This is a genomic window from Hafnia sp. HMSC23F03 (assembly GCF_001816025.1).
Classification (GTDB): domain Bacteria; phylum Pseudomonadota; class Gammaproteobacteria; order Enterobacterales; family Enterobacteriaceae; genus Hafnia; species Hafnia paralvei.
On record NZ_KV824214.1, the window covers coordinates 482,262 to 498,363 of the forward strand.

The 16,102-nt window shown below is 49.9% G+C and carries 11 protein-coding genes and 1 riboswitch; of the genes, 7 read left to right on the plus strand and 4 right to left on the minus strand.

Annotated features, from left to right (window positions below; genetic code table 11):
- Positions 1–47: 47 nt before the first annotated feature.
- Positions 48–1,346 (minus strand): maltoporin, encoded by a 1,299-nt coding sequence (locus tag HMPREF3091_RS07935; protein ID WP_004095308.1) that lies wholly within the window; start codon positions 1,344–1,346, stop codon positions 48–50.
- A gap of 100 nt (positions 1,347–1,446) precedes the next feature.
- Positions 1,447–2,556, minus strand: a complete 1,110-nt coding sequence (gene malK / locus HMPREF3091_RS07940) for a maltose/maltodextrin ABC transporter ATP-binding protein MalK (protein ID WP_004095306.1) — start codon at positions 2,554–2,556, stop codon at positions 1,447–1,449.
- Positions 2,557–3,067: 511 nt separating this feature from the next.
- Here malK and malE point away from each other — a divergent pair.
- From malE to malG, 3 genes are all read left to right on the plus strand, one after another.
- The gene (gene malE / locus HMPREF3091_RS07945) at positions 3,068–4,258 is read left to right on the plus strand and encodes a maltose/maltodextrin ABC transporter substrate-binding protein MalE (RefSeq protein ID WP_004095303.1); all 1,191 of its coding nucleotides are present in this window, start codon (positions 3,068–3,070) and stop codon (positions 4,256–4,258) included.
- A 119-nt stretch (positions 4,259–4,377) separates the two neighbouring features.
- Entirely contained in the window at positions 4,378–5,949 is a 1,572-nt protein-coding gene (gene malF, locus HMPREF3091_RS07950; protein WP_070715182.1) for a maltose ABC transporter permease MalF, read from the plus strand.
- Between the two features lie 16 nt (positions 5,950–5,965).
- On the plus strand, positions 5,966–6,856 hold the full coding sequence (malG, locus tag HMPREF3091_RS07955) for a maltose ABC transporter permease MalG (protein WP_004095298.1): 891 nt from the start codon (positions 5,966–5,968) through the stop codon (positions 6,854–6,856).
- Between the two features lie 246 nt (positions 6,857–7,102).
- Here the strand turns inward: malG and psiE are convergent, their stop codons facing one another.
- The gene (psiE, locus tag HMPREF3091_RS07960) at positions 7,103–7,510 is read right to left on the minus strand and encodes a phosphate-starvation-inducible protein PsiE (protein WP_004095296.1); all 408 of its coding nucleotides are present in this window, start codon (positions 7,508–7,510) and stop codon (positions 7,103–7,105) included.
- A gap of 240 nt (positions 7,511–7,750) precedes the next feature.
- On the opposite strand from psiE, the gene HMPREF3091_RS07965 reads away from it, so the two are divergent.
- The gene (locus HMPREF3091_RS07965; RefSeq protein WP_070715271.1) at positions 7,751–8,998 is read left to right on the plus strand and encodes a dicarboxylate/amino acid:cation symporter; all 1,248 of its coding nucleotides are present in this window, start codon (positions 7,751–7,753) and stop codon (positions 8,996–8,998) included.
- Between the two features lie 127 nt (positions 8,999–9,125).
- Here HMPREF3091_RS07965 and pgi read toward each other — a convergent pair whose 3' ends face one another.
- A complete protein-coding gene (pgi, locus tag HMPREF3091_RS07970) occupies positions 9,126–10,775 on the minus strand; it encodes a glucose-6-phosphate isomerase (protein WP_008814716.1) in 1,650 nt (549 codons plus the stop codon).
- 333 nt (positions 10,776–11,108) lie between these two features.
- Here pgi and HMPREF3091_RS07975 point away from each other — a divergent pair, with 333 nt between their 5' ends.
- From HMPREF3091_RS07975 to panS, 3 genes are all read left to right on the plus strand, one after another.
- A complete protein-coding gene (locus HMPREF3091_RS07975; protein ID WP_070715184.1) occupies positions 11,109–12,911 on the plus strand; it encodes a cation:proton antiporter in 1,803 nt (600 codons plus the stop codon).
- Between the two features lie 215 nt (positions 12,912–13,126).
- Positions 13,127–13,344: riboswitch (Lysine riboswitch) on the plus strand.
- Between the two features lie 117 nt (positions 13,345–13,461).
- Complete coding sequence (gene lysC / locus HMPREF3091_RS07980) at positions 13,462–14,811, plus strand: lysine-sensitive aspartokinase 3 (protein WP_070715186.1); 1,350 nt, start codon at positions 13,462–13,464, stop codon at positions 14,809–14,811.
- 118 nt (positions 14,812–14,929) lie between these two features.
- Entirely contained in the window at positions 14,930–15,880 is a 951-nt protein-coding gene (panS, locus tag HMPREF3091_RS07985; protein WP_070715188.1) for a ketopantoate/pantoate/pantothenate transporter PanS, read from the plus strand.
- Positions 15,881–16,102: the final 222 nt, after the last annotated feature.

The following is a 16,102-nucleotide window of genomic DNA, read 5'->3' on the forward strand; positions in this document are numbered from 1 at the left end:
AACCCAATGAAGTGCGGCGGAATAATTCCGCCGCCGTCAAACAACTGTTACCACCAAACTTCCATCTGTGCGCCGAAGGTGACTTCATCGTCGTTTCCGCGGCTGAATTTATGGGTATTGTTATCGTTGTACGCGACGCCATCGCTATAACCCGTGTCGTCTTTCGTGGCGTAGCCCCATTTCTCATCCCATTTAGCGTAGGTTGCGAACAGTCGAATGGCTGGACGAGACCAAATACTGTCACCAGCCTGCCATTGCTGTGCCAACGTCACTTTGTACTGGTTGTTATTGTCGCCGGTACGCTGAGATTTCACGTTGTCATAGCCAAATTCCAACAGGGTGCTCATGATTGGCGTCCATTTGTACATCGGGCGAATACCTGCGGTGTACCATGTGGTGCCGTTCTTATCATCACGATCAATGTCCTGATACATACCCACGTACATCAATGCCCACTTATCGTTGAAGTCGATACCGCCGTGGTCAAGAATTCGGATCATGTGGCCATTGTTATTGATGCTGGAACCTTCAGAGTGACCTGAGTTATTTGAGGTCATAGAATCGGTGGCATACTGAACCACAAATTTGTTAAAGCCGCTGTAGATCGCCTGAGTATGCTCTGCCGTCACCATCACGCCATCTTTTGAGGCATCTTTCGCACGATGGTAACCGTCGGTCGGATTAGAACGACCGTAGTCAAAACCTAATTCCAGCGTACCACCAGGGTTAGTCTCCAAGCCGGCTAAGCGCACGTCATACACATCGTTCGCGGTATCTTTAATCAGGTCGCGTTGGTCCTGAGAGCTGAAATTGGTGGAGCCACCGGTTTCAGTATTGCGCGTTGCAGCCACAGACAATTTACCGAAGCCCAAATCGATATTTTCTAAACCAGCACCTGGACCAGAGATATCCCAATAGTAGAAGTCGATCATGTGAACGTCGTGGCGCTGATAGAAGCGTTTACCTGCCCACAGCGTAGAGCCCGGAGCCCACTCAATAACGTTTTTAGCCTGAATATTGGCTTCACGGAAGGCTGGATCTGTCGCTTCCCAGTCATTGGTCTGTTGCACGGAGTACGCAACGTTGGTGTCAAAATAGAAACTCTTGTCGCCGTCTTTCCACAGCTCCTGACCCAACTTTAATTCTGCGTAAGTTTCACATTCGTTACCCAAACGGTATTTGCTCTGAGCGCCTGTCGCTTTGAAACATTGCTGCTCGCCGCCGCTTGCGGTCCAACCGATACCTGAACGTGCGTAACCATGGAAATCTACAGCCAGTGCCTGTGTTGACAGCACCGCACTCGCAACAGCCAGTGCTAAAGGTACCTTGCGCAAAGTCATCATCATTCTCCTGATAGGGTTGCCTGACGGCATAAAGTTATAAGTGTTCTCTATCTAACGTTTTCTCACTCAACACATTGTTAACTAACAACTCTCTAACCAAGAGCTAGACACCTAGCTCTTTATGCAGCCGTCGGCAGGCGACACCGTCTTCTCGGAATAGATGACAGCGTTCAGGTGGCAAGCCAATGGCAAATTTGGCGCCCTCATCAACCAACACCACGTCGTTCTGGCGATAGACAAGGTTTTGACGAATAGCGGGAATTTGAATGTGGATTTGAGTTTCATTGCCTAACTGCTCTACCACCTGAACATCACCTTCAAGAGTGACTTCGGCGTCATGGCTTGGCAGTAAATGCTCAGGACGGATACCCAGAGACAGGTTGCTCCCCACCTGAACATTCGTTCCTTCCACGGGTAACCAGACCTGCTGGCGATTAGGCAACTCAATTTGCACACGCTGCGGCTCAGCGGCGGTGACTTTAACCGGTAGGAAATTCATTTTCGGCGAGCCGATAAAGCCCGCCACAAAGCGATTAGCCGGATAGTGATAAAGCTCTAAAGGCTTGCCAATCTGCGCTACGCTACCGCCGTCGAGAACAACGATTTTGTCAGCCAACGTCATGGCTTCGACCTGATCGTGGGTGACATAAATCATGGTGCGTTCTAAACGCTTATGCAGGCGTGAAATCTCAATACGCATTTGTACGCGTAGAGCGGCATCAAGGTTGGATAGCGGTTCATCCAGCAGGAATACGTCTGGCTCAGCCACTAACGTACGTCCAATCGCCACACGCTGACGCTGCCCGCCAGAAAGCGCTTTAGGGCGGCGATCCAGAAGATGTGCCAATTGCAGAACTTCAGAGACTTGATTAACGCGTTGGGTAATTTCCGCTTTTTTCGTACCTGCCAGCTTGAGGCCGAATGACATGTTATCGGCTACAGAGAGATGCGGATAAAGCGCATAGGATTGGAACACCATACCGATGCCACGCTCTGCCGGAGGCACTTCATTCATGCGTTTACCGCCGATGAGTAATTCGCCGGAAGTGATATCTTCTAAACCAGCAATCATGCGCAGCAACGTCGATTTGCCGCAGCCTGATGGCCCAACAAACACCACAAATTCGCCGTCCTGAATCTCAAGGTTCACGTCTTTAGAAATAACGACGTCTCCGTAAGCCTTATATACGTTGCGCAGTGCTACGCTCGCCATGCGTTACTCCTGTCTATCACTCGCTAAAAAGGTCCACTAACGCGGCATCTCACACTGGCCTAATCCGTAGCCATGCGTTTTCAGCAGATGCGCCTTATCGATTGCTGCCGATAGTGCGTGAGAAGCAAGCAAGCGTAATCATCCGTAACAAGGTTTTTCGTGGGGGAGGAGATGGGAGGATGAGAGAGAATGGCTAATAATGAAAAGTTCATACCTTTCAGTGAATTCGTGATCCTGCTAGCAAAAATAACCCTGCGATTTTGTGCCTACATCCACAGAATAGGCGGTAGTGTTAACCAGATCACAAGAAACCCTCTAGGGGCGTAGAAGGGGGGAGGATGAGAAGCAATCTCGTGTAATAGAGTATGGCACTGCATCAGAAATCCCTTAACCACGGGGTCAAGCAACGAATTCGTGCTCTACGGCTTATCTGAACTGTTTTGCCTTCCTCGCAAAGCCGGACAGACATCAAACTCATACCTCGACAGAACAGAACAAGAAGGATTGGATAATGACTAAGAAATCAGGCATCAGAACGCTCGCCCTCTCGGCACTGGCTACGCTGGTTCTCTCCTCTTCCGCGTTCGCTAAAATTGAAGAAGGCAAACTGGTTATCTGGATTAACGGCGATAAAGGCTATAACGGTCTAGCTGAAATCGGTAAAAAGTTTGAAAAAGAAACCGGCATTAAAGTGCTGGTTGAGCATCCTGATAAGCTGGAAGAGAAATATCCACAGGTCGCCGCCACCGGTGATGGACCTGACATTATCTTCTGGGCGCACGATCGTTTCGGCGGCTACGCGCAGTCTGGCCTGCTGGCCGAAATCCATCCTTCTAAAGCGTTCCAAGACAAACTCTATCCGTTCACTTGGGATGCCGTACGCTATAACGGCAAGCTGATTGCCTATCCTGTCGCGGTTGAAGCGCTGTCGCTGATTTACAACAAAGATATCCTGCCGGAACCACCAAAGACTTGGGAGGAGATCCCTGCACTGGATAAAGAGCTGCGTGCAAAAGGCAAGAGCGCCATCATGTGGAACTTACAAGAACCGTACTTCACATGGCCAATTATCGCGGCTGATGGCGGGTATGCGTTCAAATACGACAACGGCACCTACAACATTAAAGACGTCGGGGTGAACAACGCGGGCTCTCAGGCGGGTTTGCAGTTCATCGTCGACTTGGTGAAAAACAAACATATCAACGCGGATACTGATTACTCCATCGCCGAAGCGGCGTTTAACAAAGGCCAAACGGCGATGACCATTAATGGTCCTTGGGCTTGGTCAAACATCGATAAGAGCAACATCAACTACGGTGTCGCGCTGTTACCGACCTTCAAAGGTCATCCGTCAAAACCCTTCGTAGGCGTGCTTAGCGCAGGGATTAACGCCGCCAGCCCGAATAAAGAATTGGCCACCGAGTTTCTGGAAAACTATCTGATGACCAACGCAGGTCTGGAACAAATTAACAAAGACAAACCGCTGGGCGCCGTCGCGCTGAAGTCTTATCAGGAAACCTTAGAAAAAGATCCTAAGATTGCCGCCACCATGCAGAACGCCCAAAAAGGCGAAATTATGCCAAACATTCCGCAAATGAGCGCTTTCTGGTACGCAGAGCGTAGCGCCATCATCAATGCGGTGAATGGCCGTCAAAGCGTGAAAGAAGCATTAACCGGTGCAGAACAACGCATGACCAAGTAGTTGACATGAGATGCCCCCTAACGCCACAAGGCGCTAGGGGGAGACAGTTCTTGTATGTTTCAGATGAAAAATAGTTGTCCGTAACCGCCTTCGGCGTAAGAGAAATGAGGGAGTGTTTTATGTCGTTATCCCATACAGAATATCCAATCGCGAAGCCGGATAAATGGTGGCAGAGTGACATATTGAAGTGGATAGTTATCGCCGCAATGTGTCTATTTACGGGCTACCTCACCATCGTGATGTATGCACAGGGTGAATATCTTTTCGCCATGCTGACGCTGGTTTTACTGGGCTCAGGATTATACATTTTTGCCAACCGTAAAGCCTATGCGTGGCGCTACGTCTATCCCGGTCTGGCAGGAATGGGGCTATTCGTTCTGTTTCCTCTGATCTGCACTATCGCGATTGCGTTTACCAACTACAGCAGCACCAACCAACTGACATTCGAACGTGCGCAATCTGTACTGATGCAGAGACAATTTACCACGGGGAAAACCTACGGTTTTGGTCTCTATCCAGAAGGGAATCAGTGGCGCTTACAGCTCGCCGACAGCGAAAACGACCAGCTTTATATCTCGGAACCTTTTAGCTTCAGCGCCCAAGAACAGCGGCTGACCATGAAGCCAGAAAGCACAGAACTCGCCGGAGAGCGAGCCACTCTACGTGTTATTACTCAGAATCGTCAGGCGCTGAATAATATTGTGGCAGTCCTCCCGCAAAACAGTGAATTACGCATGAGCTCTCTGCGTCAGTTCGCTGGCACAAGCCCGCTCTACTCACTTGAAAAAGATGGCGAAACACTAAAAAACAATCAGACTGGCACACTCTATCGCCCTAACACCGACATTGGTTTTTATCAGGCGGTGAATGCCCAAGGACAATGGGAGAATGAGCAGCTCAGCCCCGGTTTTACCGTCTCGATAGGCTGGAAAAACTTCATGCGGGTGGTGCAGGATGAAGGTATCCGTCAGCCCTTCGTCAGCATATTTATTTGGACCATCATCTTCTCGGTGCTGACCGTCGTTTTCACCGTCGCCGTCGGCATGGTATTGGCCTGCGTCGTTCAGTGGGAAGCGTTGAAAGGTAAAGCTATTTATCGCGTGATGCTGATTCTGCCCTACGCCGTTCCTTCGTTTATTTCAATATTGATCTTTAAGGGATTGTTCAACCAAAGCTTTGGTGAGATCAACATGCTGTTGAGTCATCTGTTTGGCATCAAACCCGCTTGGTTCAGCGATCCGCTGACGGCCAAAAGTATGATTTTGATCGTCAATACCTGGCTCGGATACCCCTACATGATGATTCTGTGCATGGGCTTGCTGAAGGCGATTCCTGACGATTTATATGAGGCTTCGGCAATGGATGGTGCGGGGCCGATGCAAAACTTCTTTCGCATCACATTACCGCTGCTGATTAAGCCGTTAACACCGCTGATGATCGCCAGTTTTGCTTTCAACTTTAACAACTTCGTTCTGATTCAGCTGTTAACCAACGGCGGGCCTGACATGCTGGGTACTTCAACGCCTGCGGGCTACACCGACCTGTTGGTCAGCTACACCTACCGCATTGCGTTTGAAGGCGGTGGCGGACAAGACTTTGGTCTGGCGGCCGCGATTGCCACTCTGATTTTCCTGTTGGTTGGCGCGTTGGCGATTCTCAATCTGAAAGCCAGCAAAATGAATTTCGATTAAGGAGAGGGACCACGATATGGCAATGGTTCAACCAAAATCCCAGCGTTTACGACTGCTGTTTACTCATCTGATGATGCTGGCATTTATCTGCATGATCATGTTCCCACTGCTGATGGTGATTGCAATTTCGTTGCGCTCCGGCAACTTTGCCACTGGTAGCCTAATCCCAGAGAAAATTTCGTGGGAACACTGGCAATTAGCGTTAGGTATGACCGTCACCAACGCGGACGGCAGCGTCACGCCACCGCCTTTCCCCGTTCTGCTTTGGCTATGGAACTCAATCAAAATCGCCGTCATTACCGCAGTGGGTATTGTCACGCTTTCCACTACCTGTGCTTACGCCTTTGCCCGTATGAAATTTAAAGGCAAGAGTTCGCTGCTCAAGGGCATGCTGATTTTTCAGATGTTCCCTGCAGTTCTCTCTTTAGTCGCGCTATATGCCTTATTTGACCGTATCGGCCAATATGTTCCGTTCCTCGGATTAAATACCCACGGCGGCGTTATTTTTGCCTATATGGGGGGGATTGCTCTGCATGTTTGGACCATTAAGGGTTATTTTGAAACTATCGATAACTCGCTAGAAGAAGCCGCTGCGCTGGATGGCGCTACGCCGTGGCAGGCGTTTCGCTTGGTTCTGTTGCCGCTTTCGGTACCGATTTTGGCGGTGGTATTCATTCTGTCATTTATTGCCGCGATTACCGAAGTGCCGGTTGCCTCCCTGCTGTTGCGCGATGTGAATAGCTATACGTTGGCAGTCGGTATGCAGCAGTATCTCAATCCGCAAAACTACCTGTGGGGCGACTTTGCCGCAGCGGCTGTGCTGTCGGCCATTCCGATTACGGCCGTATTCCTGCTTGCGCAGCGTTGGCTGGTAGGCGGACTGACGTCCGGTGGTGTGAAAGGGTAATGCGTGGAAAAACCTGTGTCTTTGTTATTGCCGTTTTTATCATTAGCTCGAGGTTATAGCCATGTGCGATGACCTCTTTGGCGGCCATTGGCCTAATGCTGATCGTTTAAGAGATCGAGATACACGGGGCTAGCACACCGCGGGGCGCTCCGGCAGCTAAAGCTGCTACGACCCCATCGGTGTACTTCCCCTAAAATCACGATTAAGTGACCAGCCTTATCCATTGGCCGCCTTTTCTTTTTAGCTCTACTCGCGCTTTAGCTTTTCTGTATTCGCAAGGTATAACGCAACCACCAGCACCAAAATGGCAGCAGAATAGATCAATGTATCTGCCGGGTTTTTGTGGTCAACAATAATCAGACGAATAATCGCGGTTATGCCGATGTAGATAAAATAGCGCAGCGGGAAATGGTATCCCGATTGGAAATACTTCACGATCAGCGCAATAAACTCGAAGTAGAGAAAATAAATCACAATCCCTTCGATCAGTAGATAGGATGACGCGGTTTCGCTGGCGTTAAACAGCACCGTACCCAGCGTAAATGTCTCCTTTCCAAGAAAGACCACCAGAATCACGGCCAGCATCAACAGCCCCGCGTTCAGGATCCACTGTAAAATCTTGGCGATAGTGCTCGATTGTTTGCTACCTGGCATTAGTGTTCCTTTTGCCGTTGAAGTCGTTTATGTGATCAAGTTAACAAAATGACTATTTTGCCGTCTATCCCCAGTGAAAAATAAATACCCAAATCCCCTGAGAGAAATCCAACCAGTTCCACATTTTGCGACATTTTTTTGTTAATCGTTTTACTATGGCACCCGGCTAAAATTCGCCAAGAAACGAATCATTGCCGTAGCTTATACCAGGGCGTTCCAACGATTGAGAAACAAAATAATATGAAAATACTGCGTCATTACGGTTTTACTATTTGCTTACTGCTAGGGATTATTCTTGGTGGCTTATCCGGCATCATTTTCGGAGAAAAAGCGGCGATCGTGCAGCCAATCGGCGATCTGTTTCTTAATCTGATGTTTGTCGTCATTGTGCCGCTCGTGTTCCTCAGCATTTCATCGTCGATTGCAGAAATGAAGCAAATGGCTCGGCTCGGGAAAATCATGGGGACGGTCTTTGCCGTATTTCTTAGCACCGCGCTCATTGCCGCCGTTATCGCCTTCATTGGCACCCAAATTTATAATCCATTCCAAAACGTAGACGTCAGTACGCTGATTGCCCATTTGCCACCTGCGCCAGATTCGCACGGTAAAAGTTTGGGGGAAATCATCGTGAATACGTTCACGGTGCCTGACTTCCTTCAGTTGTTTACTAAATCCAGCCTACTGCCGTTGATTGTTTTCTCGGTGCTACTTGGTTTGGCGACCTCAATGTCAGGTGAAAAAGGCCAACCAGTGGCTGATTTTCTTACTGCAGGTACGACCGTTATTCTGCGCATGGTCAAGATTATCATGTACGCCGCGCCTGTAGGTTTAGGCTGTTACTTTGCCGCCACCGTAGGTCACTTAGGTCCACAAATTATCAATGGCTACCTGAACGCGTTTCTGTTGTATCTGATGCTAACGGTTATCTACTTCTTCGGCGCAAATACGCTGTATGCCTTCGTGGCCGGCGGAAAACTTGGCGTCAAAGTTTTCTGGTCAAACGTTTTGACTCCAGCGATTACCGCCGTGGCAACGTCATCAAGCGCAGCCTGTATTCCAGCCAATCTGGTCGCAACGAAGAAAATGGGAGTACCCGATGATATCGCTGAAACCGTGATCCCTTTGGGAGCCAACACCCATAAAGATGGCTCGGTCATTGGTGGCATCATCAAAATTGTGTTTCTGTTTACGCTGTTCCATAAGGATATGAGCGATCCCATGAGCATCGCGGCCATTATCAGCGTGGCATTCTTAGTCGGTGCGGTCATGGGCGCTATCCCAAGCGGTGGTATGACGGGCGAACTGATGATTTGCTCAGTCTTTGGCTTCTCACCAGAACTGGTCGGTACCATCATGATTATCAGCACGATCATCGACGTTCCAGCCACGCTGCTGAATTCCACCGGTAATACCGTGTGCGCCATGATGGTCACTCGGTTTGTGGAAGGAAAGGATTGGCTAAAACGCAGGGTATGTATTCAAGGTTAAGGCCACAAGGAATCTGGGGATTTCCATATAATATCGTGCTTCAGGTTTGAGAGAAGAACCAAATCAAACAAAAATGCCATCCCAAGGGATGGCATTTTTTACACGTTAATTTAACCCATTAACTCGCCTATGCGCGCCAGTTTTTGAAACGGTTAATCAGCGCATTGGTTGAACTATCGTGGCTCTTCACGTCTTCACTACCGTTCAATTCCGGCAGGATACGGTTAGCCAGTTGTTTGCCCAGCTCAACGCCCCACTGGTCGAACGTGAAGATATTCAGGATTGCACCTTGGGTGAAGATTTTGTGTTCGTATAGCGCAATCAACAGACCCAAACTGTATGGCGTGATTTCACGCAGCAGGATGGAGTTGGTCGGGCGGTTGCCTTCAAACACTTTAAACGGCACGATGTGCGCCACTTCAGCCGCAGTTTTACCTGCTTTAGCAAACTCCTCTTCCACTTCTTCACGCGATTTACCGAAAGCCAAAGCTTCGGTCTGAGCAAAGAAGTTGGATAACAGCTTGCTGTGGTGGTCTCCCAACGCATTGTGACTAATCGCTGGAGCGATGAAGTCGCAAGGAACCAGTTTAGTCCCCTGATGGATTAGCTGGTAGAAAGCATGCTGACCATTAGTCCCCGGTTCACCCCAGATAATTGGACCTGTTTGATAGGTGACTGGATTGCCGTTACGGTCAACGTATTTACCGTTGGACTCCATATTCCCCTGCTGGAAATAGGCAGGGAAACGATGCATATACTGGTCATATGGCAGAATGGCTTCAGTTTCAGCACCGAAGAAATTGTTGTACCAAATACCGATCAGCGCCAGCTGCACCGGCAGGTTTTGTTCAATCGGTGTATTAGCAAAATGCTGATCCATCGCATGTGCGCCGCTCAGCAGCTGTTCAAAGTTATCGAAACCAATGCTCAGCGCAATAGACAACCCGATAGCGGACCATAGGGAATAACGACCGCCGACCCAATCCCAGAATTCAAACATGTTGGCAGTATCAATACCAAACTCGCTAACCGCTTTACCATTGGTAGACAGCGCCGCGAAATGCTTAGCAACGTGGGCTTCATCACCAGCAGACTTCAGGAACCAGTCACGTGCGCTGTGGGCGTTCGTCATGGTTTCTTGTGTGGTAAAGGTTTTTGAAGCCACGAGGAACAGCGTGGTTTCTGGATTTAACGTTTTCAGCGTTTCGGCAATATGAGTACCATCGACGTTGGAAACAAAATGCATGTTCAGATGGTTTTTGTAAGGTTTCAGCGCCTCGGTCACCATGTATGGGCCTAAGTCAGAACCACCGATACCAATGTTTACTACGTCAGTAATCGTTTTGCCGGTGTACCCTTTCCACTCTCCACCGATCACGCGCGCGCAGAACTGCTTCATCTTCGCCAACACCGCATTCACTTCAGGCATCACATCTTTGCCATCGACGATAATTGGTGTATTGCTGCGGTTACGCAGGGCGATGTGCAGCACGGCACGATCTTCAGTACGGTTAATCTTTTCGCCCGCAAACATGGAGGCAATCGCCCCCTGCAAATCCGTTTCTTTCGCTAAAGCCTGCAGCTTTTCGAGGGTCTCTGTGGTAATGCGGTTTTTAGAAAAATCGACCAGCATTTGGTCATCAAAGGTAGCAGAGAACTTAGAGAAGCGGTCGGCATCTTGAGCGAACAGATCGCGCATCTGCACAGATTTCATTTGCTCGAAATGCTGCTGCAGAGCATGCCAGGCAGCGGTTTGACTAGGATTGATATTTTTCATAGCGACGCCTTTATGCTTGAGAATAAAAGAGAGTTTGTTCTTCAGACATGTGTTCTTCTGAAAATCGAGACAAGCAAGCTACCGAACTCGACGGTTCCATGAAAACCGGAATGACGACGGGCAGGTACTGAGTCATCTTTTCCCAACGATTTATCAAATTGTATCCTTTTCCCCTCCGGTTGCGATCACTTTTGTTGCGATAGTTGAAAACTGTTAATCCCTTTTCACACCTGATACTGACTCCATTCAGCCAAATCCTCACGTTGCGCCATAATGTTGCTAAACTGTCATGATAACCATCTGTTTTTGTTAATCGTTTCTAAGGTTCATATCATGGAGCTATCAACACCATTGATGCTGGTCATTATTGGCATCAGTTCACTCGCGGCCCAGTGGCTCGCGTGGCGATTACGCATTCCGGCTATTTTACCTCTGCTACTGATCGGTATTGCGTTAGGCCCCGTGACGCATGTCATTGCTCCCGACGCCCTGTTTGGCGAACTGTTGTTCCCTCTGGTTTCACTTTCGGTTGCCATTATTCTGTTTGAAGGCTCACTCACCCTGCGTTTTGAAGAAATTCGTGGGCTAGGTGGCATCGTTCGTAATCTCGTTAGTATCGGTATGCTCGTGACCTTTGCCATCATTTCAGTTTCTTGCTGGTGGCTGTTGGGTTTTTCTGCCGAACTTTCGGCACTGGTCGGTGCCGTCACCGTCGTGACGGGGCCAACGGTCATCGCGCCATTGATGCGAGTGGTTCGCCCTAAAGCAAGTATAAACCGTGTGCTTCGATGGGAAGGGATTGTGATCGATCCCGTTGGCGCAATTTTTACGGTACTCGTCTTTGAATTCATTGTGTTACGCCAAAATTCGGAGGCTTGGACGCATCTATTCGTGACCTTTGGCAAAACCGTCGTGCTTGGCCTGTTAATCGGTGCCCTATTTGGCTATGTTCTTGGCATTGCCTTACGGAAAGTGTGGATCCCACGCTATCTGCAAAATCTCGCCGTACTGGCCGTGATGCTCAGCGCATTTGGATTCTCTAACGCCGTTGCAGAAGAATCCGGCCTGCTTGCGGTTACCGTCATGGGAATATGGCTGGCTAATATGCGAGATGTCGATATCAGCGATATTTTGGCGTTCAAGGAAGAGTTGTCAGCTATCTTAATTTCCGCGCTGTTTATCATTCTGGCTGCGCGCTTAGATATTGGTGCATTGTGGGCGATGGGATGGCCGCTGGTTATCGTTTTGCTTATCGTGCAGTTTGTGGCGCGTCCATTGTGTATTGCCGTCTCCACCGCCGGTTCCTCGCTACGATGGCAAGAGAAAGCGCTGCTTTCATGGATTGCGCCTCGCGGTATCGTTGCAGCAGCCGTCAGCTCATTATTTGCCCTCACGCTACAACGAATGAACTACCCCGAAGCGGATAAACTGGTTACCGTTGTCTTTGCCGTAATCATTGGCACCGTGGTGCTGCAAAGTTTAACCAGCGCCCGACTCGCTCGTTGGCTTGGCGTTCAGCAGCAAAAGCCACGTGGAGTGCTCATTATTGGCGCCAACACCGTTGCGCGTGCCGTAGCTCAGGCACTGATGAAGCTAAAAATTCCCGTCATGGTGACGGACAGCAGTTGGGAATATTATCGTCAAGCGCGCATGGACGGCATTCCTGCTTATTATGGCCATGCCTATTCGGAACATGCTGAAAACTATCTCGATCTTAGCGATACGGCTCAGGTACTGGCGCTCTCACCCAATCGGCATCAGAACGCGCTTGCGGTTTATCACTTTGGCCATATCTTCGGCGAGCGAAAAGTCTTTTCCATCCGTTCCAGCGCCCAGCTAAAAGGCCGCTCTAACGGTGAAAGCAGCCGTTTCCGTCGCCATGAAATTCTGTTTAATCATGAGGCCACTTACTCACGCCTGAGTACATTGTTAGGCAAAGGTGCCGTAATTAAGGCCACCAAGCTCAACGAAAACTTTGGTTGGGTTGAGTATCTGGAAAAACATCAAGGCGTCATCCCACTATTTGCGCAAAAAGAGGATGGCTCACTTCAGCCCGTGAATGAAAACAGCGTGCCTGCCATGCCCTGTACGTTAGTTGCGCTGGTTCAAGGGGAACAAGTAACCCCCTCAAACTAACATTTTATTAGCATGGCTTATCAACTCTACGGTAGGCCATGCGCCCCGCTAATAACAGAGTCATTCTCTATTAAATTATATTATTCAAGAAGATATAACTTAACATTCGCCGTTGTAACTTATTCCCTTTCAAATTGAAAATAGCTCATGTTAATGACGTTGACATAACTTCAATAAGTCGCTATTTCTAAAAACCTACTTGTACATCACGTGTACAAGCCAGAAGAGGCGCGTTGCTCAGGTAACGTATCGAAGGAGCCGGTTTCCACATCCCTAATGTTTAGGGAGAAACGATACGCAAGGGGATGTGACGCCGAGACGCAGCAGCCCACCGGAGAAACTGCTACGTCGGCTACAAGGGCTGAATCCCTTGGGCTGTCACCTCGATTCTCTGTATTCCGGGGGATCGGCAAGGTGGGGCGCTTCTGGGTGTATCGTAGCTTTAATCCCTACGTCTGCTCCCGTATACCGCTCTCTCCTTGTGCCAAGGTAATGGAATTTCTAGCCCGATTAACTGAATTAACGCGGGCTTCCCTGACACGAGGCTTATATGAAAAATACCATCGTCGCAAAATTTGGCGGCACCAGCGTGGCTAACGCTGACGCGATGCAAAACAGCGCCAATATCGTTCTTTCCAACCCGAATGTGCGCGTGGTGGTGTTATCTGCCTCTGCGGGCGTCACCAATTTACTGGTTGAACTGGCTGACGGCTGCGATCAAGAGAAGCGTCATTACGTTATCGATGAAATTCGCCGTATCCAATACAGCATTCTTGATTCACTCCATCAGCCAAGCGTACTGCGCGAAGAAATCGATCGTATGCTGGAAAATATCGCCATGCTGTCAGAAGCCGCAGCTCTGGCAACGTCTCCAGCCTTAACCGATGAATTAGTCAGCCACGGCGAGCTGATGTCGACCTTGCTGTTCGTGGAGCTACTGCGCCAGCGCGACGTCAATGCCGAATGGTTTGATGTGCGTAAAATCATGCGCACCAACGATCGTTTTGGCCGTGCTGAGCCAGACACGCACGCGCTCTACGAATTAGCGCAGCAACAGCTAGTACCGCGTATTCAAGATGCCATTGTCATCACTCAAGGCTTTATCGGCAGCGAAAGTAAAGGCCGAACCACCACGCTTGGGCGAGGCGGCAGCGACTATACCGCGGCATTGCTAGGCGAAGCGTTGAATGCTGCGCGTGTTGATATCTGGACAGACGTTCCCGGCATTTATACCACCGATCCACGTATCGTATCGGCAGCGCGCCGTATCAGCGAAATTGGTTTCTCCGAGGCCGCTGAAATGGCCACCTTCGGTGCCAAAGTTTTACATCCCGCCACATTATTGCCTGCGGTTCGTAGCGACATCCCCGTTTTCGTCGGTTCAAGCAAAGATCCTTCGGCCGGTGGCACCTTAGTGTGCAATAAAACCGAGCAGCCGCCGTTGTTCCGTGCGCTTGCTCTGCGCCGTAAACAAACGCTGATGACGTTACACAGCCTGAACATGCTGCACGCCCGCGGCTTCTTGGCAGAGGTATTTGGGATTCTGGCGCGTCACAACATCTCCGTCGATTTGATTACTACGTCTGAAGTCAGTATTGCCTTAACGCTAGACACCACCGGCTCGTGCACGAGTGGTGCCAGCTTGCTGACAACTTCTCTGCTGACTGAGCTCTCCTCCCTTTGTCGGGTGGAAGTAGAAGAAAATCTGGCACTGGTGGCGCTTATCGGTAACAAGCTCTCTTCCGCCTGTGGCGTTGGCAAAGAGGTTTTCGGGGTCATGGAACCGTTCAACATTCGTATGATTTGCTACGGTGCCAGCAGCCATAATCTCTGCTTCCTCGTTCCCGGTGAAAATGCCGAAAACGTGGTGCGCGCGCTACACACCAATCTCTTCGAGTAACCCTTCCTCTGCCGCTCCGGCCTTCCCGCCGCGCTCTGCGGCGGGGAAATCAGTACCTGTTGTTCATTCTTATAAATTTCCAATAACACACATCACAACATACTAAAAAGGCCTAATCATGCTGGCATTATTTACACGTTTATTCCCTCTGTGGGCAGTTTTGCTGTCTATCTCTGCCTATTTCACGCCCACCACATTTACGGGGATAGGACCCTACGTTAGCCCGTTACTGATGCTCATCATGTTTACCATGGGGGTTACACTAAAAATTGATGATTTCAAACGTGTGCTATCTCGACCAGCCCCCGTTGCAGCCGGCATCTTCCTGCATTATTTGGTGATGCCGCTAGCAGCGTTTCTGCTCGCGAAAGCCTTCCATATGCCGCCAGATTTATCTGCCGGTATGGTTCTCGTCGGCAGCGTCGCCAGCGGCACGGCATCAAACGTAATGATCTACTTAGCCCGTGGAGACGTCGCGCTTTCAGTCACCATTTCGTCGTTCTCAACGCTGGTAGGCGTGTTTGCGACGCCCCTGCTGACGCGTTTATACGTCGATGCCACCATTAGCGTAGATATCATAGGAATGTTAATCAGCATTCTACAAATTGTGGTCATTCCAATCGCCGCCGGTCTGGCTATTCACCACATGTTCAACAAACTCGTCGCACGCATTGAACCCTTCCTGCCTGCGCTATCAATGGTGTGTATCTTGGCTATCATCAGCGCAGTGGTTGCCGGCAGCCAAAGCCATATTGCCTCGGTTGGCCTGATGGTGATCGTCGCGGTGATCTTGCATAACAGCATCGGGCTGCTCAGCGGATACTGGGGAGGTCGTTTGTTCGGGTTTGACGAATCCACCTGCCGTACCCTCGCGATCGAGGTTGGAATGCAAAACTCGGGTCTAGCGGCCACCTTAGGTAAAATTTACTTCTCACCGCTTGCTGCACTACCAGGCGCACTGTTCTCCGTATGGCACAACCTGTCTGGTTCCCTATTGGCAGGATACTGGCAGGGACGCCCTACCGGGGATGAGAAAGAGAACAAAAAAGTGGTGTCACCGGAGAGTTGAGTTTGCTTGCCGGCACATTACCGAACAGCCGAATGAGTCATGTAGGTTAGGATTCGCCGACAGGGATGTCGGCGAAAGAACGGAGGAGCCAGGATGGCGATTGCCGTTCGTTCCGTTAAAACCGAAATGGCGAATGAGGGAACCTGCGTAGCAGGCTGGAAGGTGGTGCCAAGCCGGGTTGTTAGGGGGCGGCGATTGGCCCCCTAACACGAACGCTGATAC